Annotated in this window: 16 protein-coding genes and 1 tRNA gene; 4 read left to right on the plus strand and 13 right to left on the minus strand. The window is 70.2% G+C overall.

Going from position 1 to position 19097, the window contains the following annotated elements:
• Nucleotides 1–483: 483 nt before the first annotated feature.
• Nucleotides 484–2181, plus strand: a complete 1698-nt coding sequence (locus tag ACQPZQ_RS44155; protein ID WP_433290415.1) for an esterase-like activity of phytase family protein — start codon at nt 484–486, stop codon at nt 2179–2181.
• Nucleotides 2182–2191: 10 nt separating this feature from the next.
• Here the strand turns inward: ACQPZQ_RS44155 and ACQPZQ_RS44160 are convergent, their stop codons facing one another.
• Nucleotides 2192–2623: a nuclear transport factor 2 family protein gene (locus tag ACQPZQ_RS44160; protein WP_433290416.1), complete on the minus strand. Its 432-nt coding sequence runs from the start codon at nt 2621–2623 to the stop codon at nt 2192–2194.
• A 184-nt stretch (nt 2624–2807) separates the two neighbouring features.
• Here ACQPZQ_RS44160 and ACQPZQ_RS44165 point away from each other — a divergent pair, with 184 nt between their 5' ends.
• Entirely contained in the window at nt 2808–3338 is a 531-nt protein-coding gene (locus ACQPZQ_RS44165; protein WP_433290417.1) for a TetR/AcrR family transcriptional regulator, read from the plus strand.
• 27 nt (nt 3339–3365) lie between these two features.
• On the opposite strand, the gene ACQPZQ_RS44170 is transcribed toward ACQPZQ_RS44165, so the two are convergent.
• The 4 genes from ACQPZQ_RS44170 to ACQPZQ_RS44185 all read right to left on the minus strand — a co-directional run bounded on the left by ACQPZQ_RS44170 (nt 3366) and on the right by ACQPZQ_RS44185 (nt 6043).
• Nucleotides 3366–3857, minus strand: a complete 492-nt coding sequence (locus ACQPZQ_RS44170; RefSeq protein ID WP_433290418.1) for a putative immunity protein — start codon at nt 3855–3857, stop codon at nt 3366–3368.
• A 70-nt stretch (nt 3858–3927) separates the two neighbouring features.
• Nucleotides 3928–4716, minus strand: a complete 789-nt coding sequence (locus tag ACQPZQ_RS44175; protein ID WP_433290419.1) for a hypothetical protein — start codon at nt 4714–4716, stop codon at nt 3928–3930.
• 149 nt (nt 4717–4865) lie between these two features.
• Complete coding sequence (locus tag ACQPZQ_RS44180) at nt 4866–5597, minus strand: IPT/TIG domain-containing protein (RefSeq protein WP_433290420.1); 732 nt, start codon at nt 5595–5597, stop codon at nt 4866–4868.
• 369 nt (nt 5598–5966) lie between these two features.
• A tRNA-Thr gene (locus tag ACQPZQ_RS44185) sits at nt 5967–6043 on the minus strand.
• A 134-nt stretch (nt 6044–6177) separates the two neighbouring features.
• On the opposite strand from ACQPZQ_RS44185, the gene ACQPZQ_RS44190 reads away from it, so the two are divergent.
• Entirely contained in the window at nt 6178–6906 is a 729-nt protein-coding gene (locus ACQPZQ_RS44190) for a class I SAM-dependent methyltransferase (RefSeq protein WP_433290421.1), read from the plus strand.
• A gap of 22 nt (nt 6907–6928) precedes the next feature.
• Here ACQPZQ_RS44190 and ACQPZQ_RS44195 read toward each other — a convergent pair whose 3' ends face one another.
• From ACQPZQ_RS44195 to ACQPZQ_RS44220, 6 genes are all read right to left on the minus strand, one after another.
• Nucleotides 6929–7162, minus strand: coding sequence for a hypothetical protein (locus ACQPZQ_RS44195; protein ID WP_433290422.1), 234 nt, complete (start codon nt 7160–7162; stop codon nt 6929–6931).
• A 122-nt stretch (nt 7163–7284) separates the two neighbouring features.
• Nucleotides 7285–10080 carry a LuxR C-terminal-related transcriptional regulator gene (locus ACQPZQ_RS44200; protein WP_433290423.1) on the minus strand — a complete coding sequence of 932 codons (2796 nt, stop codon included), beginning with the start codon at nt 10078–10080 and terminating at the stop codon, nt 7285–7287.
• 49 nt (nt 10081–10129) lie between these two features.
• Nucleotides 10130–11281 (minus strand): DNA polymerase III subunit delta', encoded by a 1152-nt coding sequence (locus ACQPZQ_RS44205; protein WP_433290424.1) that lies wholly within the window; start codon nt 11279–11281, stop codon nt 10130–10132.
• Between the two features lie 10 nt (nt 11282–11291).
• The gene (locus ACQPZQ_RS44210; protein ID WP_433290425.1) at nt 11292–13277 is read right to left on the minus strand and encodes a bifunctional MFS transporter/dTMP kinase; all 1986 of its coding nucleotides are present in this window, start codon (nt 13275–13277) and stop codon (nt 11292–11294) included.
• Nucleotides 13278–13524: 247 nt separating this feature from the next.
• Nucleotides 13525–13848: a hypothetical protein gene (locus ACQPZQ_RS44215; protein WP_433290426.1), complete on the minus strand. Its 324-nt coding sequence runs from the start codon at nt 13846–13848 to the stop codon at nt 13525–13527.
• Between the two features lie 93 nt (nt 13849–13941).
• A complete protein-coding gene (locus ACQPZQ_RS44220; RefSeq protein WP_433290427.1) occupies nt 13942–16371 on the minus strand; it encodes a penicillin-binding protein in 2430 nt (809 codons plus the stop codon).
• A 156-nt stretch (nt 16372–16527) separates the two neighbouring features.
• Here ACQPZQ_RS44220 and ACQPZQ_RS44225 point away from each other — a divergent pair, with 156 nt between their 5' ends.
• Nucleotides 16528–16878: a WhiB family transcriptional regulator gene (locus ACQPZQ_RS44225; RefSeq protein ID WP_433290428.1), complete on the plus strand. Its 351-nt coding sequence runs from the start codon at nt 16528–16530 to the stop codon at nt 16876–16878.
• Between the two features lie 8 nt (nt 16879–16886).
• Here the strand turns inward: ACQPZQ_RS44225 and ACQPZQ_RS44230 are convergent, their stop codons facing one another.
• Nucleotides 16887–18059, minus strand: coding sequence for an ArsA family ATPase (locus ACQPZQ_RS44230; protein WP_433290429.1), 1173 nt, complete (start codon nt 18057–18059; stop codon nt 16887–16889).
• Complete coding sequence (locus tag ACQPZQ_RS44235; RefSeq protein WP_241036713.1) at nt 18056–19084, minus strand: ArsA-related P-loop ATPase; 1029 nt, start codon at nt 19082–19084, stop codon at nt 18056–18058. The genes ACQPZQ_RS44230 and ACQPZQ_RS44235 overlap by 4 nt, the downstream gene beginning before the upstream one ends.
• Nucleotides 19085–19097 lie beyond the last annotated feature (13 nt).

Below are 19097 nucleotides of genomic sequence, written 5' to 3' on the forward strand. Positions count from 1 at the left end.
GGGCGCTTCGGGATACGAGGCGGCGAGCAGCATCGAAAGATCCACGATCGGCCGCATTGCCGCGCGTACTCGACAGTGCCGATGAAATGGATCAGTAGCCCGTGGTAATCGGGCACAAGATCTTCGAACACACGGTTACCGTGAGCCGGCGGGCCGGAGAATCGATCGAGAAGAACCCGCGAACAACAAGCGCATCGCGGGGCAAATCGCCCGGAACACACCAGTCGACCGGCCAGGATTTTGAGAGCATCGTTGACGGTCGTTTAGCGGAACCAGAGCACGCCTACCATTGTGCCGTTTACCACGGGCATTGCCCACACACTGTCGATCTAGTAGATTTATCGCAAGATCCGAAATCAGATCCGACAGCTCCCCATCATATAAAGATCACATAAGATCACATATCTGCAACGGGCCGATCATATTCCCCGCGCGAGGCGCCCACACGTTTTCGGCGTTGCTCGCCCCCGCCAAGGAGACCCAATGCCAGCGTCGCGCCCCACCGCGCCCCGACGTCTCGCCCGGCGCGCCGCCGCCACCACCCTCGTCCTAGCCGCGGCGGCCCTCGCCGGACCGCTGACGCCGGGCCAGGCCCACGCAGCCGTCGAGCCCACGAATGCCGTCGCGAAAGCCGCCACCTACTCGACCGGGGCCGGCGGAGCGCTCTCGGTCGACGCCGCCCACGGCCTCCTGGCAGGCGACAGCGCCGGCAGCGTTCAACTGCTGGTGCACTCGCAACCGCAGCACGGCTCGGTGCAGCTGAATCCCGACGGCTCGTTCAGATACGTCCCCGCCGCCGGGTTCACCGGTCACGACAGCTTCACCTACACGGTGAGCAATGCCGTCTCGCTCTACTCCGACCACGTTCCGTCCCTGGGCAGCTACGGCACTGTGCCGCTGAATGCAGGCTCGTTCGGCTCAGCGGTGACGATGGTGCCGGGCCACCCCGACGAGGTCTACGGACTCGAGGATCGCGGCCCCAACGTCACCGCTGAGAACGGAGACGCCATCGAGCCGATTCCCAACTACGACCCGTCCATCGGCCAGTTCAAGCTGGATTCGGACGGTCGGGCGACGCTGATCCGCGAGATCCCGCTCGCCGACCAATCCGGCCATCCGTACTCGGGCCGGGTCAACACCGACAACCCGACGGGCGAGACGACCGAGGACCTGGGCGGCCATGTCCTCCCGCCCGACCCGAACGGCTACGACCCCGAGGGCATCGCCGCGCTGCCCGACGGCACGTTCTGGATCTCGGACGAGTACGGCCCGTTCATCACGCACTTCGACGCAAACGGCCGCACGATCCAGCGCCTCTCGCCGAAAGACGGAACGCTCCCCAAGGAACTGCTCAACCGCGTGCCGAACCGCGGGATGGAGGGCCTGACCGTCACGCCGGACGGCAAGACCCTCGTCGGCCTGATGCAGTCCGGGCTCCAGCAGTCCGACCTGGATGGTGAAGACGCGACGAAGATCGCCCCGACGCGGATCGTCACCTATGACCTGCAGACGCACGCACTCCACGAGTACCTCTATCTGCTGCACGATCCGGACTCGAACGGCACGGCCAACAGCGAGATCACCGCGCTGTCGGACACGACGTTCCTCGTCGACGAGCGCGACTCCAAGTTCCCGAAAGCGGACGGCTACAAGCGACTCTGGAAGATCGACCTGAACGGCGCGACCGACGTCGGCCCGTCGGCGCGCGTGCCTGGTGCCACCTACGACCCGGCGAAGGGCCTACTCGTCGGCGGCAAGACGATCGAGGCGCTCTCGCTCTCGTCCGATGAGAAGCCGCTGACGACGGGCGACGCGCTGAGCGCTTACCAGAGCGTCGGGATCAAGCCCGTCGCCGAGTCGCAGTACCTCGACGTGGACGGCCTGTTGGCGTCGCTGGACCCGAACCCGGTCGACGGCTACAGCCGCTTCTACTCCCACGACAAGGTCGAGGGCGTCGCCGCGCTGGACGGCGGCAAGACGCTGATCATCAGCAACGACAGCGACTTCGGCATCTCCGATATCTCCGACGCGACGCCCAATCCGCCGTACAACCTCGAGATGAAGGTCAGCCCCGCGACCGGCCAGCAGGACAACGGCGAGTTCCTGCGTATCGACATGACCAAGCTGACCGGCAGCGCCGCGGCAACCAGCACGGCCACCGCGACGATCAACGTCGGCTAGCCATCCGAGGTCAACGGCCGATGGCGGCTGCGGCCGCCAGTACGTTGACGTAGTCGCGCAGACGGGCGATCTGCCCGTCGCGCACGGTGAGCACAACGATGTTGGGAAGCGCGAAATCGCCGGTGGATGCGCTCGTCCCGAGCGCTTCTTGCTCGACGACGATCGTTTCCGGGTCGTCGGTGTCATAGGTGGCGAGAGTGCGGTATCGCTCGTACGTCAACGTGTTCGTCTTCCACCCTGCGGCTATCCAGCTCACGATTTCGTCCCGGCCTTCGAGCCGGGACGGGAAGCCTGGGGCGGTGAACGGGAATTCATGGATCGCGTCCACCGCGTACAGACGGCTCATGTCGTCGGCGGACTGGGTGATAGCGGCCCGGCGGAGACGCTCCAGCACGTCACGCGCACCAGTTGCTTGCATCCGGTCTCGTTCCGGCAGCGGCATTCGGGCGGCCCTCCATGCTCTGACCACGTCACGCCATTAAGGTGAGGCATAGTCCGGTTAGAGGGCACGGTAGCGGACTGTGTCCCCGGTTAGCAAGGATGTGGTGATCGCGCTGACGGGTCACGAGTCGCGGTCGGACGCGGGGCGTCCGAGGCGTGCAGACGCTCGGCGCAACTACGACCAGTTGGTCGAGCAGGCGAGGATCGCGTTCGCCGCGTTCGGCGTGGACGCCTCCCTTGATGAGATCGCTCGGCGGGCAGGGGTGGCCAGCGGAACGCTGTATCGGCATTTCCCCACTCGACTGGATCTCATCGAGGCGGTGCTCGCCGAGCAGATATCCGAGTTGGTCAGCCGTGGTCGCGGACTGCTGACGGCCGAAGACGAATTCGACGCGTTGTCCACGTGGTTGCGTGCCGCGCTCATGCATGCCTTGACCTACCGAGGCCTGGCGGCCGCGGTGATGAACTCGGCGCTCGACCGCGGGAACGGCCTGGCATCCACCTGGCATGCGGAGCTGTTCGAGGTGGGGGCTGCGTTGCTGGCGCGGGCGCAGCATTCAGGGGCGGTGGTCCGCGATGCGGATGAAGCGGACGTGCTCAAGATGGTCGGTGCCATCGCCTGGGCCGCCCAGGACGCCCCGGACAGCTCAGCTCGAGCCGACCGCTTGCTCGCCCTCCTCATGAACGGGCTACGTCACGGTGGCGTCCGGAGATGACCCAGCTGCGCCCCACAACGAGCCGGGCTAGAAATCGTCGTCCTTCGTGACCGTCACGAAGACGCCTGTCCTGCGCACTTCCACGACCACTCGCTTACGCGCCTCTTCCCGAAGCACCTCGGGAAGCCTGTTCATCTGCCACTCGTGTTCATCGCGCACAGCAGCCTCGGCATCCTGCGGATTCGCTGCGGCCAGCGCCTTCAGGGCGTAGTAGGCGCCGCCGAAGGCGTGTTGCGGTACGTGCGCGGTTGCCACGGCTTGACCTGCGGCGCGGGCGGCGAAGCACGCAGGGTCGTCCCCTGTCGCCGAACGTGCCGCAGCGTGAGCAGCCAGAGAGGCACCGCGGATAGCAGCCATGCTGAAAACGCCGGTGTCAACCCACCTGCGACAAGCGTCGATCGCGTCACGTGGGCGGCTATCGGTGGGAAGCATTCGCTCGAAGAGTGGGAGTGCGCGCTCTGCACAGTCGGCCGCCCAGGAAGCCATGGCGCGCTGATGGTCCACGGGGTACTTCTTCACCGCGGCGACGATACGACCGCGGTGATCACTGGCGCCTGCGTCGTGCGCGGCCGGCACCCGGCAGCGTGAGCTATTGGGGTCCCAGATAGTTGATCGCTTCCTTCAGCGCCTCGGGCGATGTACCCAGCTCACCGAGGAGTGGATGGGCCAACTCCGTGACGAGGAACAGGTTGACGGCAACGAGCACGCTGACGGCCGTGACCATCGCATAGTGCATGCGGGCCCGCGTCTCGCCGTAGATGACGGCGAACCCGAGCACCAACCCGCTGAGCAGGAAGATCACCAGCCACAAGGACCACGATGGGCCGGCGTTCGTCACCGCCATGACCAGCCGGTTCGTGCGCGACAGACTCAACTGGTCCAGGGAAGCCAGCGAGTTCGCGAGGACGGCCCGTTGCCGGTCGTCGCGCGGTTGGACGCTCTCGTACGCGGCGTACAGACGCGCCAACGCGCTCTCCGCCTCCGGCGCGCTCTGACCGCTCGCGGCTTGGGGCCACTCGGCTACTGCCGCACGTTCGTACTCCAGCAGGCTTTGGCGGATGCGGTCGCTGTCAGCCGTTTCGAAATACCTGAGGTCCCTGGCCATCTGTACGGCCGAGGCTCCCTCTGTCCGCGCCACCTCGTCCGCCGCATTGACCTGGCCCCACAGCACGACCACGATGAAACCGATCATGAATCCGTAGACAGGTCCGACAACGGAGAAGCCGACCTTCGCGACGTCGTTGTGCCCGCCTTCCGCGAGCCAGGGGAAACGATGCCGGACGTACGCCAATACGGCTACCGTCCCGGCGGCGACGCCAACCACGAGCGCGGCCAGGAGCAACACGGACGGGACGTTGCTCACGATCCAGCTGCTCACGGCCCCACACTCCCCGCATCGCTGACTCCTGATGGGCGAGAGTCCACAATGGCGGCCTGCTGACCGGCGCGGAAGCACCGGTAGACGAGTGGGTGGCGGGTCCGGGCCCGAGCGGGGCCCTCAGCCGGCCGTCGGCGTCCGACGGCCCGTCACAGGATGTACAGAAAGGTGCCGGGTGCGGTCGCGCTGCCGCCCGTCGTCGTGAGGGCGACCTGGACCGCACCCGCAATCCCGCGGGTGGGGGCGATAGCGGCGACCCGCGTGGGGGACAGCACGGCGAACGTGGTCGGCGTGCCGCCGAACGTCACGCCGGTGGTCGTCGCAAGGTTGGTGCCCGTGATGCTCACGAGGACTCCGCCGGCCAGGACGCTCGTCGTCGGCGTGAAGCTGGTGGCGGTCGGTGGGGCGGCGTAGGTGAAGGACGCGCCCGAGTACACCCCTCCGCGAGTGGTGACCACGAGGGATGCGACACCCGCCGCCCCCGCGGGGGCGACAACCGTGATCTCCCCGTCCGAGACGACGGTGGGGGTGACGGTGCTCGCGCCGAAGGCCACCGACGTGGCCGTGGACAGATTGCGTCCGGTGATGGTGAGGGTGGTTCCCCCCACGAGCGGCCCGGACGCGGGTGACACGGACAGGACGACCGGCGGCGGGAGGTAGAAGAACCGCTGCGGGCTGCTGGTTCCCCCGCCCGTGGTGACGGTGACGTCCGCGACGCCCGTCCCTGACGGCGTGAGGACCGACACCGACGTGGGTGTGTTGGCCGTGATGACGGCCGTCCGGCCATCGAAGCGCACCGCGATCGCGCCGCCGAGGTTCGTGCCGGTGATGGTCGCCGCGGTACCGCCGCCGGTGGAACCCTGATGGGGACTGATCGCCATGTCTTCCTCCCCGTCGCGTGACAGCCGGCGGCCGCTGACGCTTCATCTGGGCACCTACAGCCGTCGGTGGGACCAGAATTGGTGACGGGCTGTTGTCGCTCAGTGACTCAGCGGCAGAAAGGCGCGACAAGCTTCGTACTCCAAAATCACCCAAACGGGTGCATTTCGGGTACTGATGACGAACCCCTCTAGCGTCGTCGGGCGACGGGATCTTGTGAACGCCTCAGCTGAACTGCTCGACAATGGCGACGACGGTCCTTCGGGGCTGCGAACGTAGTAGAGCCGACGGGCGTGCTCGTACTGCTCGAATGGAAGCGGCACAAGGGGCGGGTGAGCAGACGAGCTGCTACCCGCCGAACAGGTGGATGGTGGAGCCGCCTTGGGGAGTCGAACCCCAGACCTACGCATTACGAGTGCGTCGCTCTAACCGACTGAGCTAAGGCGGCCGATGGTGCGCAGTCAGTGTAGCGACCGCGTCCGGACGCCCTGCCACCACGGTCCCCCTGCTGATCGCCCTGTCCAGCAGATCGCCAGTCACTCGATAGAGTGGCCGCTCGCCTTGCGGGTAGGAGAGATCCACATGGAGGACCGTCAGTTGAGGTTGATCGACCTGGGGTACATCTTCGAGCTCTACAAAGAGTTCGCAGGCGAGCTCGCCGCGGTCGGGAAGGCTCAGCGGGAGTACGCCGATTCGATGAAGGCGACCATGACGCCCCAGCTCGACGACCTCGAAGCGGAGATCACCTACCTGTTGTTGCGCGCCACCCGGCCCGCATCCGTGATGGAGCTCGGGACGTTCCACGGGTGGTCGACCACGTGGATCCTCAGCGCACTGCGGGACAACGGGACGGGGCACCTGCACAGCTTCGACATCATCGACAACGTGGTGCGCAACGTGCCTGCGGACCTTGCCGAGGGCCGGTGGACGTTCGTGAAGGGCGACATCAAGGAGACCCTCGCCCGGGTGCCCGCCGACACCGGCTACCTGTTCGTCGACGCCGCCCACAACGGCAGCTTCGCGCGTTGGTACCTCGACAACCTGTTCCCCCGCGTGCCGGCCGGCATCCCGGTGAGCGTCCACGACGTCTTCCACTTCCGCACCACCCTCCCGATGCACGAGGGCAAGGTCGTGGTGCGGTGGCTGGGTGAGCAGGACGTTCCGTTCTTCACCCCGTCCCGGGCCAGGTCACGCGCCGACTACAAGGCCCTCAACGCGTTGCGCGACGAGCTCGGGCTCGCACCGATCCGCGGAGCGGGCGACAACCCGATGATCTTCTTCACGATGCCCTCCCTGCCGGCAGGAGCGTGACCTTCGGCGCGTCGTAGCCGGGCTACTCCACGACGGCTCCACCAGACACGACCCCGCTACACGCGGCGCCGCTCGACCGTCCACGTCGGATGCGGGCCGACAAGCCCGCGAGCCGGGGCAGGCGGCCCCTGCGTGAGGTGTGCGATCGCGCGGCCACACGGGCGAGCCGGTGCGCCTCGGCCTCCGCGAGCAGCACACGTCGGCGGTCGTTCGCGATCTCTGCGGCGGGGAAGCTCAGGGGGAGCACTGTGGTCACGTCCTCGGTTCCGGTGCTGGTTGACGAGACCCACCATCGGCTGCCAGGGGCGCCCGAACATCCGTGTCCGGTACGGAACGGACACGGATGTCCCGGTCCGTGCCGTCCCGTACGTACCGTCGTCAGACGACCGTCGCGCCCATGGCGCGCAGCGCCGACACTCCCCGTTCGCGGTCGGCGCCACCGGCGAGGACCAGGCTGCGCGCCCACTGGTACCGGCACCCGGCGGCGTCCAGGGCGCGGGCGGCAGCAAGCACGCCATCGCGATCACCCGCGCCGAGCGCGGCAGCGCGGTCGACGAGCGCGGCCGCGACCGGGTTGTCGGCGATGAACGGGCGGGCTCGGAGCATGCGCTCGGCCGCGTCCGGCACGTCGGCGAGCACCGCCGCTTCCACCCACAGTGCCACGTACCAGGGGCGCCAGATGGCCTGGTACCAGCCTTGGATCTCGTCCGGTGAAGCGGTGAGCACGTGCAGCGCCCGGTCGGGCTGACCGAGATGGAGCAACAGGAGGGCGTTGAAGAACGCGCGCGGGTTCTTGTCGTGCTCCGGCCGTTCTCGGGGCTCGAGTGCGTTGAAGATCTCCATCCAGGCGGCGCACTCATCGGCCTCACCGCGCAGACCGTGCACCGTGGCCACTGCCTCTACGGCGCGGCGGAGCGTGGGGACGCGCGGTCGCCCCGCTCGTTCCCAGCCCTCCCGGAAGCGCGCGCCCGCGGCGAGCGCGCCGTCCCAGTCACCGTCCAGCGAGGACACGGTCATCAGCCGCGCAACGGCGACATGACCGACCTCGCGGTGCAGGGGAAGGTCCTGGACACGCTCGGCGACCCGCCTCGCCTCACGCAGGTCGCCTGCCGCGATCGCCGACTCGACGGCCATGATGTGCGCGTCGGACAGCTCGAAGCCCGCATCGGCGTCGAGCGCCACCGGTGTCAGCAGATCGATGCGCCGCAACGCGCTCGCCAACGCCGCACGCCCGTCGCCCCTGGCGAGCTGCACGGTGGTGAGCCGGTCCAGCGCCGCGCTCTCCGCCAGCCGATCACCGGAACTCCGGGCGAGTTCCAGCGCGCGGTCGGCCCCTCCCGGAGCCTGCGCATCGGTCTCCGGCATCGCGAACGCCTCGGCCGTGGCGAGCCGAGCCTGCGAGACGAGGTCCCCGAAGACGTAACCGCGGGCCTCCTCCAGCAAGGCCCGCGCCACATCCGGCTGTGGTGGACGGGTCATGGTCCCCGGCCCCCGGTTCATCAGCTCGGCCGCCTGTGCCAGATCCCGCCCGGCACGCTCGGGCTCACCCGCGCGCAGGGCTGCGGCCGCCGCGGCACGACGCAACCGGACCGCCTCGTCCCCCGCGAGCTGTGCTTCCGCGGCACCCGCGGCCATGCGCAGCTCGACGGCGGCGTGCCGGTCGTCCGGGGCCAACCCGGCCGCTTGCTCGTAGCGCCACTGTGACTCGCCCGGCAGGCCGCGGCGATAGCACAGGGCCGCGAGCAGCCTCTTCCCCTCGTAGGCGACCCGTCGGTGGTCCGGTCTGGGTGCCGACCAGGCGAGAGCTGACCTCAGCTCGTCACCGAGCCGGTCGAAGCTCGTGCGCCACCCGACGCTGTCGACGTCGGCGACGGTCAGGAGGGCCCTGCCCGCGTCCTGCGACCACCGCAGATGTCGCGTCCGGGTCTCGACGAGCTCTCCGGTGTCGTCGAGAAGCTCGGCGCCGTACTGGCGCACGGCCTCCAGCGCCCGGTAGCGCGTGCCGTCGGTCAGGGTCGTCGGCACCAGCAGGCTGTGGTCGGCGAGCGCGGCGAGATGCACGCCGATCTCGCGGGCAGCCACCGGAGGCCATCCCGCCACCGCCGCCGCGTCTTCCGCGCGGAACGCCCCGGCGAAGACGGCCACTCGGCGCAGCACCGCCTGCGTCTGTTCGTCGAGCAGTGCGTAGCTCCAGTCCAACATCGACCGCAGGGAGCTGTGTCTGCTGTCGACGCGGCGTCCGCCGGTCAGCAGCTGTAGCCGGTCGGCCAGACCTGCTTCGAGCCCGTCCACGCCGAGCGAGGGCAGCCGGGCCGCCGCCAGCTCGATCGCCAGCGGCACGCCGTCGAGGCTGCGGCAGATCCGCACGATCCCGCTCCGGTCGGCGGCGGTGATCGGGAAGCCGGCCGCGGTCGCCCGTTCCTCGAAGAGCGTGGTCGCGTCGCCACCTTCGGCATCGTCCCCGGCATGGACGGACATGCCGACCACCGGGAAGACGCGCTCGAACGGCAGCAACAGCCGCGCACGGCTCGTGGCCAGCACCACGAGCCCGGGGCTGCGCGCCAGCAGTTCCTCCACGAACAGCGCGACCCCGTCCGCCAGGTGCTCGCAGTTGTCCAGCACGAACAGGGCCTGCCGGTCCGCCGCCCACGCGAGCACCGTGTCCTGCACCGAGCGTCCCTGCTGCTCACCGAGCCCGATCGCCCCGGCGACGACCGCCGCAACCAAGGGGGAGTCGGTCACCGGGACCAGGTCGGCGTACCACACTCCGTCGGCGAACCGCTCGCTCACATCGGCGGCCACGGCCAGCGCGAGCCGCGTCTTCCCGACCCCGCCGGGCCCGACAGCGGTGACGAGCCGCGGCCCGCGGAGCGCTGCCGCGAGCTCGGCCCGCTCGCTCTTCCGGCCGACGAACGACGTGAGCGGCGAGGGCAACGGGGTGATTCGCCGGGACGCGGGTCCGGACGGCGGCACCGGGTCGCGGGACCTCTCCGTGGCGAGCAACGACAGCGCGCGCCGGTCGCTGACCCCGAACTTGCGCAGCAGGGACGACACGTGGCTCTCGACGGTGCGGATCGAGATGAACAGACGGGCGGCGATCTCGGCGTTGGTGAGGTGCTCTCCGACCGCGACGAGCACCTCGGCCTCGCGAGCAGAGACGGACGCCTCAACCATCCCTTCCTGCTTCACGCGAGAGATTCTGCCCGGCCGCGCGAGGTGTGGATCAGCCCCGCTGCAAGGCGGTCATCATCGCCTCGACGGCGATCTCCGGCTTGACGTTCTGGTCGAGCGCCGTGCGGCACGCCAGCACGGCCTCCAGCCTGCGCAGCACCGACTCGGGCGACCACTGGCTCGCCGCCCGACGGACGTCGGCGTCACGGTCGGGGTTGGTCAAGGCGACCTGCGCACCGCTACCGGCCACGAGCGTGTCGCGGAAGAAACCGGCCAGGTCGATCAGCGCGCGATCGATCGCGTCGCGCTGGTTGCGGGTGTTGCGCGACTTCTGCTGACGCTCCAGATCCCGCTCGGCCGCCTTCGCCCCGCGCGCGGCGGCGGCAACCCCCTTGCCGACGCCGCCGGCACCCATGGCGACGGCCAGCTCCTCCCGCTCCGCGGCGTCCCGGGACTCGCTGAGCTCCGTGGCCTCGGCCTTGGCGTTGCGCACCAGATCACCGGCGTGGGCGAACGCGTCGCCCAGCCCACGGATCCGCAGCGGCAGCGACAGCACCGTCTCGCGGTAGGTGCGCGCCTCGGCGTCGCGGGCGAGCCGCCGGGCCCGCCCGACGTGGCCACCGGCCACCGACGCCGCCCAGGTGGCGGTCTCCGGGTCGATCCCGTCGCGGCGAGCCAGCACGTCGGCGATGGCCTCGGGCGACGGGGAGTGCAGCGGCACCGGCCTGCAGCGGGAGCGGATGGTGATCGGCACGTCCTCCGGATGGTCGGACGGCGCGCACAGCAGGAAGATCGTCTGGTCGGGTGGCTCCTCGATGGACTTGAGGAGGGCGTTGGCCGCGTTCTCGGTGAGCCGGTCGGCGTCGGTGATGATCAGGATCTGGTAGCGCCCGCTGACGGGACGACGGGCGGCGGACTGCACGAGCTGCCGTACCGACCGCACCGAGATCGACAACCCCTCGGGGACGACCTCCCGCACGTCGGAATGGGTGCTTGCCATGACCGTGTGGCAGGACGGGCACTGGCCACACCCGTGGAACGGGCACTGCAGCGCAGCCGCGAAGGCCCGGGCCGCCACCGAACGCCCGGAGCCGGGCGGACCGGTGAACAGCCACGCATGGGTCATCGCGGCGGGGTTCTCGGCGGCGGCGCTCAGCTCGGCGACAGCCGACGCCTGACCGACCACCTCGTCCCACACCGTCATGGCGTCCAGCTTATGGCGCGGTGGGAGCCGGGGCGGGGGACTCCGCGACCGCGTCGTCGACGGTGGGGGCTGCCGGCCGCCGTGGCAGGAACGGCCGAATGCCACTGTGGACGCGATCGGCCACCTCGTCGGACGAGCCGTCGGCGTCAACGACGACGTAGCGGTGGGGCTCGGCGGCCGCCAGCCCGGTGAGCAGCCGCTGCACGCGCAAGTGCTCCTCACCGGAGATGCCGCGCACCGGCGAATCGGTCTCGGTGGGGGCGCGGTCGAGCAGCACGGACACGTCGGCTCGGAGCCTGCCGGTGGCCCACGCGGCCAGGTTCTCCAGCTCGCCGGGGTCGAGCTCGGCCTCGGCCCGGTCGGCCGCCACGCCGAACTGCACGAGCGGACTCATCAGGAAGCGGTCGACGATCACGACGGCGCCGCTCTCCAGGGCAGGCCGGATGACCCGCTCGACCTGGTCGGCCCGTACTGCTGCGGCGGCGAGCGCCTTCGCCCGCACACCTGACAGCGCCGCCTCCCGGGTGGCGGCAGCCCAGCGCTCGCGGTCGCGCTCGCCGTCGTCGATCGCGACGACGACGTGCCCCTCCTGCCGCAACCGCGCGGCCAGGCGTGCGGCCTGCTCGGTGGTGGCCTCCGCGGGAGCACCCTCGACGGCGATCAGCATGCCGGACCCCGACCGGGGATGACCTCGGCGGAGAGCGGCGAGCAGATCGGGGAGCATGGGCTCGGTGCGCCGGTCGTCCATCTGCCGGTAGGCGAGCATCCCGACACCCGCGGCGACGAGGCCTCCGGCCAGCATGACGATCCGGGTGCCGTCGATGAGGAAGGGATAGCCGAGCACCTCGACGCGCCGGGCGCTGACCAGGCCGACGAACAGCGGCACCACCGCCATCGACCCGAGCAGCGTCAGGCGGACGATCGACTGCACGAACGCCACGATCCGGCCGCGCACCTCGTCGGCCACCTGGGAGCCGATGATCGTGAGCCCGGTGAGGAACGCGATGCCGGCGAATCCGCCGACGAGCATGACCGCCACGATCGCCACGAACAGGTGCGGGGCGAGGGCCACCAGCACGAGCGCCAGCCCGGCGGCCACGATCGCGGCTCCGAACAGCCGGTTGTGCGGCAGGCGGCGAGCCATCTGCGGCGCTGCGCCCATCCCGATCGCCAGCCCGATGAACACGGCGGCGAACAGCACGCCGTAGGCCGCGTTGCCGCCGCCGAGGCTCGCGGCGTAGAGCGTGGCCGAGCCGACCACGGTGCCACCGGCCGCGAACGCACCGACGATGCCGACGACCAGCCCCCGGATCATCGGCGTACGCACGACGAACGTGGCCCCGTCGCGCATCATGGCGAGCACGCCGGGCGCGACCTCCCGGCGGGAGGTGGCCCGGCCGGATATCTCGGGAATGCGGAACCAGACCGTGAGCGCGATGATCAGGTAGGCGACCCCGCTCAGGACCAGCGCCACGAACACCATCGAGAGCGCCGAGGTGCCCAGCACCCGGCCGATGCTCGAGAGCACGGAGAACAGGCCGGACGCCGTGATCACCGCGACGCCGTAGGTCATGACGAGAGCGAGCTGGTTGGCCGTCTCGACCTGGTCGGGTCGTCGGAGCAAGTTGGGGACCGAGGCGTCCTTCGAGGGAATCCAGAACAGCGCGCAGATCTCGATGAGGAACGTGGCGGCGAACAGCCACCACAGCGAGCCGATGAGGAAGATCGACACGAAGAGCCCGAACCGGAGCAGGTCGCAGACGACCATGACGACGCGCCGGTCGAACTTGTCGGCGAGTGCACCCGCCAGCGGCCCGAGCACCAGCGCCGGCAGCAGCTTCGTGGCCACCACGCCGCCCAGGGCGAAGCTCTGCGCCTGGTAGCCGCTGGTGAGCTGGGTGGCCAGCGCGGACAGCGCCAGCAGGCTCAGCCAGTCGCACGTGGCTGCGACGGACGTGACCAGCCACAACCGGCGGAACGCGGGAATCGCCAACACACTGCGCACACGGTGTGAGGTGGGCGGCGACAACGCCTGCATGCGTGCTTCGGGCGGAGCGGACTCGGGGGTGATCGCTCCTCACCTCCTCGCCGGGCGGCCGCCCACCGGGGCCGGCCTGGGCGGAACCGGGGACCGCCGTCGATCGCCCAGGGTAGCCCGGCTGACCGACACGGCCCGCATCCGGGCACGCCACTCACAGCACCTTCTCAGCGCTCACGCAGGCCGTGCGGCTCACAGAACGGAGCTACGGGTCGAGCAGCGAGGAGATCAGTTGGACGATTATCAGCGCGAACACCAGAACGAAGAACCACGTGAACAGGCGCGTGCCGATCCGGCTCCGCAGGTGCCGGGAGAACCCCAGCACGGCCAACTCGTCGACGACGGGCGGGCGGGCCTCGGGCTGATTGGCCCCGGCCGTCCCGGGTGGACGACCGGGCTGCGCTGGGCCACGCGGCGCGCCTGCGCCGTGCGGCGAGGCCGGAACGGCCCGACCGCCAGGGCTCGGAACGGACGAGCCTGCGCCGGGGCCGCGCGGGTGGACCTGCTCATCACCTGCCTCCGCCGTCATGGTGGCGGATGTTAGGCCCGGGACCAGGAAATGACCTCGCGTCCGGCACGCCGCTGACCGGTCACCACACGGTCGGGCCAGCACGCCACCCGATCAGCCGCCGTCGCCGTCGCCGCCGTCACCATCGTCACCGCCACCACCGCCGTCGCCCCCGTCATCGCCAGGCGGTTGGTCGTCGCCCGGAGGCTGCCCCGCCTGTGGCGGACCGCCCGGAGCGGCGGGCGGTGGCGGCACGGTTCCACTGCTGACGCTCAGCACGATGGTCTCGCCGGGAAGGGCGGTGCCGCGCGGGCTCTGCCCGACCACCGTGCCGCGCGCCGCCGCGTTGTCGACCGTGCGCGTCGAGACCGTCCAGCCTGCCCGCTCCAGCGCGCCGCGAGCGTCGTTCTGGCTACGGCCCACGACGTCGGGAACGCGGGACTCCGCGCCACCCTCCAGGTACCGCTGCTCCACGGGTGGCAACGGGATCACGGGCTGGCCCTGGAGCAGGGGCGACATCGCACCGAACCACGTCTCGGCCGGGGTCTTGCCGCCGAAGATGTTGCCGCTGCGGCAGGCGAACGGCGAACCTGCGCCGTCGCAGAGCGGCCGGGGCGAGTTGGAGTTGTCGAACGTGATGACCGCGCCGGACATCTGCGGGACGACGCCGACGAACGCCGCCGACTTGTGCTGCTGCGTGGTGCCGGTCTTGCCCGCCATCGGCCGGTTCCACCCGACCTGGCGCGCGGCTCCCGCCGACGTGCCGTTGAGGTCGTCGTGGCTCAGCGCGGTCATCATCGCGTTGGCCAGGCCCCGGTCGACGACCTGCTGGCAGGGGGCCTCGGTGAGAGGCACGGGGTTGCCGGCCTGGTCGGTGATGGACTCGATCGGGCTGGGCGGGCACCACATGCCGCCGCTGGCGAGGGTGGCGCCCACGTTGGACAGCTCCAGCACGCTCGTCGGGCTCACCCCGAGCGTGAACGACGCCTGCTTCTGCGCCTTGGTGACCTCGGCGATCGAGCGGTCGGTGGGACGTCCGGTGGACGGGTCGACGAACGGGGTGGTGGCCAGCGAGCGCATGCCCAGCCGCACCGCCATGTCCACGACGTCGGGCACGCCGGTGAACTCCTCCAGCTTGATGAACGCCGTGTTGGGGGAGAGAGCGAGTGCGTCGGTGAGCGACAGGCGCTCCGGGAGCCCGCTGCTCGCGTTCTGCACGGGGAGCGGACGCCCGTTGCCGTCGACGTAGATCGGCGACGCGTACCCGCTCGGCGGCACGGCGAGCTGGTAGTTGATGCCCAGCCCCTTCTCCAGGGCCGTGGAAGCGGTGAAGATCTTGTAGGTCGACCCGGCACCGAGGTTGACCGGCTCGTAGGGCAGCCCGTAGCTCGTCTCCTCGGCCTCGGCATCCAGGCCGAACGTGCGACTCGACGCCATGCCGAGCACGCGGTGCTTGTCCTGTCCCGGCTGCACCACCGACATGACGTTGGCGACGTTGGCCTGCTGTGGCGGAACCTCCGCGACGAGGGACGCCTTCACCTTCTCCAGCACATTGCGGTCGAGGGTGCTCTTGATCGTGTAGCCGCCGCGGTTGAGCTGCTCCTGGGAGAAGCCGGCCTCGGTGAGGTACTCGGCCACGTACTTGCAGAAGAACCCGGCGTCACCGGCCCCGATGCAGCCGTTGGGCTGGGTGATCAACGGAGTGACCACGCCGAGCGGCGCGGCGAGCGCTGCCTGCATCTGCGTCTGGTCGATCATCTGCTGGTCGCGCATCTGCTGGATGACGATGTTGCGGCGTTCGAGCGCCGCCGCGGGCTTGCTGACCGGGTCGAACGCGGTGGTGCTGTTCACCATGCCCGCGAGCAGCGCCGCCTGCGGCACGGTGAGCTTGTCGGGAGTGGTGTCGAAATACGTGCGCGCGGCCGAGGCGATCCCCGAGGCCCCGTTGCCGAACGAGACGATGTTCAGGTAACGGGTGAGGATCTCCTCCTTGCTCAGCGCCCGCTCCATCTGCAGCGCGATCTGCGCTTCCTTGAGCTTGCGGGCCGGGGTCTGCTCCGTGGCCTTGAGCCGCTCGGTCTCGGTCTCGGCCTCGACGTAGAGCATGTAGTTCTTCACGTACTGCTGCGTGAGCGTGGACGCGCCCTGCACGACGTCGCCGGACGCGGAGTTCGCGATGAGGGCGCGCATCGTGCCCTGCCAGTCCACGCCCTGGTGCTGGTAGAAGCGCCGGTCCTCGATCGCGACGATCGCCGCTTTCATGGCGGGCGAGATCTCCTCGGCCTTCACGGCTTGCCGGTTCTGGTTCTGCTCGAAGAACCGGGCGATGGGTACGCCCGCCGAGTCGGTGATCGTGGTGGTCTGCGGCAGGGGCTGGTCGACCAGATCGGTGGAGACCGTGTTGACGCTGTCTCCCACGTCGCTCGACGTGACCCCGATCCCGGCGGCGAGCGGGAACGCCATACCCGCCACGACCAGCCCTGCGAGCACGCAGAGTCCGAGCAACATGGCTGCGGGCCGCAGGAGCGGATGCCGGGGGCTCACGGGCAATGAGGGTACGCGGGAGAGTGTCGTCCTACCGTCAGGTCACCCTTCAGCTGATTTGAGTAGTTTTGCTCGGTTACCCGCGGAACCAGAGGCTTCCAGAATCCGTCTGTGCCGGTCGTGACGATCACGACTCCGGAAAGGGGATCAGGAGCCATGGCGGGTCGCTGGAACTGGCGGGTGGCAGCACGGTGCCGCACGGTCGACGCCGAGGGGTTGTTCGTGACCGGGGCCCGGCAGCGGGAGGCACGGCAGTTCTGCCGCACCTGCCCGGTCCGCACCGAGTGCCTGGCGCATGCCCTCGACCAGCGCATCGAGTTCGGCGTGTGGGGCGGAATGACCGAACGCGAGAGGCGCGCGCTGCTCCGTGCCCGCCCCGGGGTGCGTTCGTGGGCCGATCTGCTCGCCGATGCCCGCACGGCCCACTACTCGTCCGTGGCGGAGGAATCGGCCGACCCACGCGCCGTGGACGAGCGGGAGTTCGGGCAGCTGGAGGAGTCGGCCTGAGCGCGCTGCTACCGGGCCGAGCGCAGCCGTCGCTGAGAGGCGGCGGCTGCCGGCTCCCGGTCGCCCGCGGCGAGGAGTGCGCCGATCTCACGCAGCCCGTCGAGGTCGGACACGTCTCCCGCCACTACCGGCACCTTCGTGACGGCCACGGCCGGGTGGGCGCTGGTGAAGCGGGAGAGCAACCGGTCCTCCCGCTCGGCGAGGTCCACCCGGTCGGCGTGCAGCCGGAGTACCGCGGCGGCCAGGGGCGCGCCGCGCAGCCCCTCGGCCACGGCACGTGCCTTCGTCGCCGAGAGCTGCGCCAGCACCGGGTGGGTGCGGTTGAGCACCAGGCCGCCGAGCGGCATGTCGTCGGCGGAGAGCCGGTCCACGAAGTACGCGGCCTCGCGCAGTGCGTCGGGTTCCGGCGCTGCCACCACCAGGAACGCGGTGCCGGGTGAGCGCAGCAGCGCGTACGTGGCCGTGGCGCGCTCACGGAACCCGCCGAACATCGTGTCGAACGCCTGCACGAACGCCGAGGCGTCGGCCAGCAGTTGGCCGCCCAGGATCGTGGACACCGCCTTGGCGAACAGCGTGAAGCCCGCCCCGACGATCTTGCGTAGGCCCCGGCCTCCCGCGCGGGCGGGGGCGGAGAGCAGCCGGATCATCCGGCCGTCGAGGAAGTTCGACATGCGCTGGGGCGCGTCCAGGAAGTCCAGCGCGGAGCGGGACGGCGGGGTGTCCACCACGATGAGGTCCCACTCGCCGGTGGCCGCGAGCTGGCCCAGCTTCTCCATCGCCATGTACTCCTGCGTGCCGGAGAACGACGAGGAGATGGTCTGGTAGAAGGGATTCTCGATGATCGACTCTGCGCGTCCCGGCTCGGCGTGCGCGTAGACCATCTCGTCGAAGGTCCGGCGCATGTCCAGCATCATCGCGTGCAGCTCGCCCTGACCGTCCACACCGGCCACGCGGTGCGGCTCGTTGTCGAGGGCCTCCAGGCCGAGCGCCTGCGCCAGCCGGCGTGCCGGGTCGATCGTGAGCACCACCGTGCGCCTGCCGCGCTGCGCGGCCCGCAGCGCCAGCGCCGCCGACGTGGTGGTCTTGCCGACGCCACCGGAGCCGCAGCAGACGATCACGCGGGTGTCGCGGTCGTCGAGCAGCGCGTCGACCTCCAGCGGATCAGGAACACGCGGGCTCATGACGTGGCCCCACTCAGCGCAGGCACCGACACGCCCTGCTCGACGAGCGTCTCCGCCAGCTCGTAGATCGAGCCGAGGTCGACACCTTCCACGAGCTGCGGGAGCACGAGCCGGGGCAGCGGCGGCCCCTCGTCCAGTCGCGCGAGGGCGAGGCCCTCGGCGTGCACCCGTACCGCGTGGTCGACGGTCTCCGCGACCAGCCCGTCGATCACGTCCGCGGGAAGATCGAGCCCGGCCGTCGACAACCCTGCGCGGATGCGCTCGGCGTCGACGCGCCCGTTGGCTGCGGCGGCGACCGAACGGTCCGGCAGCCACTGCGGCCGTACCCGGTTGACGATCAACGCTCCCGTCGGGAAGCCGGCGACGGACAGCTCGTCGACGGTCTCGAGCGTCTCGGTCACCGGCAGGTCCTCCAGAAGCGTCACCAGGTGGACCGCGGTCAGGTCCGAGTGCAGCACCTTCACCACACCCGCGGCCTGGCTGTGGATCGGCCCGCTCTTCGCGAGGTCGGCCATCGCCTTCGTGACGTCGAGGAAGCTCACCACCCGGCCCGTGGGCGGGGCATCGAGCACCACCGCGTCGTACGCAGGCCTGCCGTCGGGCCCGCGGCGGTTCACGCACTCCTTGGCCTTGCCCGTGAGCAGCACGTCGCGCAAGCCGGGCGCCAGCGTGGTGGCGAACTCGATGGCACCCATGCGGCGCAGCGTGCGCCCGGCCATTCCCAGCCGGTAGAACAGCTCGAAGTACTCCAGGAGCGCCGCCTCGGCGTCCACCGCGAGCGCCCTGACCTCCCCACCCCCGGGCGCCACCGCGATCTTGCGCTCCTCGTAGGGCAGCGGGGGCGTGTCGAACAGCTGGGCGATGCCTTGCCGCCCCTCGACTTCGATCAGCAGCGTGCGCCGGCCACCGCTCGCCAGCGCCAGCGCCAGCGCGGCTGCCACCGTGGTCTTGCCCGTGCCTCCCTTCCCGGAGACGACGTGCAGGCGGGCCGCCGACAGCGCGGCGGGCCAGTGGGAAGACGTCACGTCTGTCAGGTTA

It is taken from the genome of Pseudonocardia sp. CA-142604 (assembly GCF_050948475.1).
In the GTDB taxonomy this organism is placed as follows: domain Bacteria; phylum Actinomycetota; class Actinomycetes; order Mycobacteriales; family Pseudonocardiaceae; genus Pseudonocardia; species Pseudonocardia alaniniphila.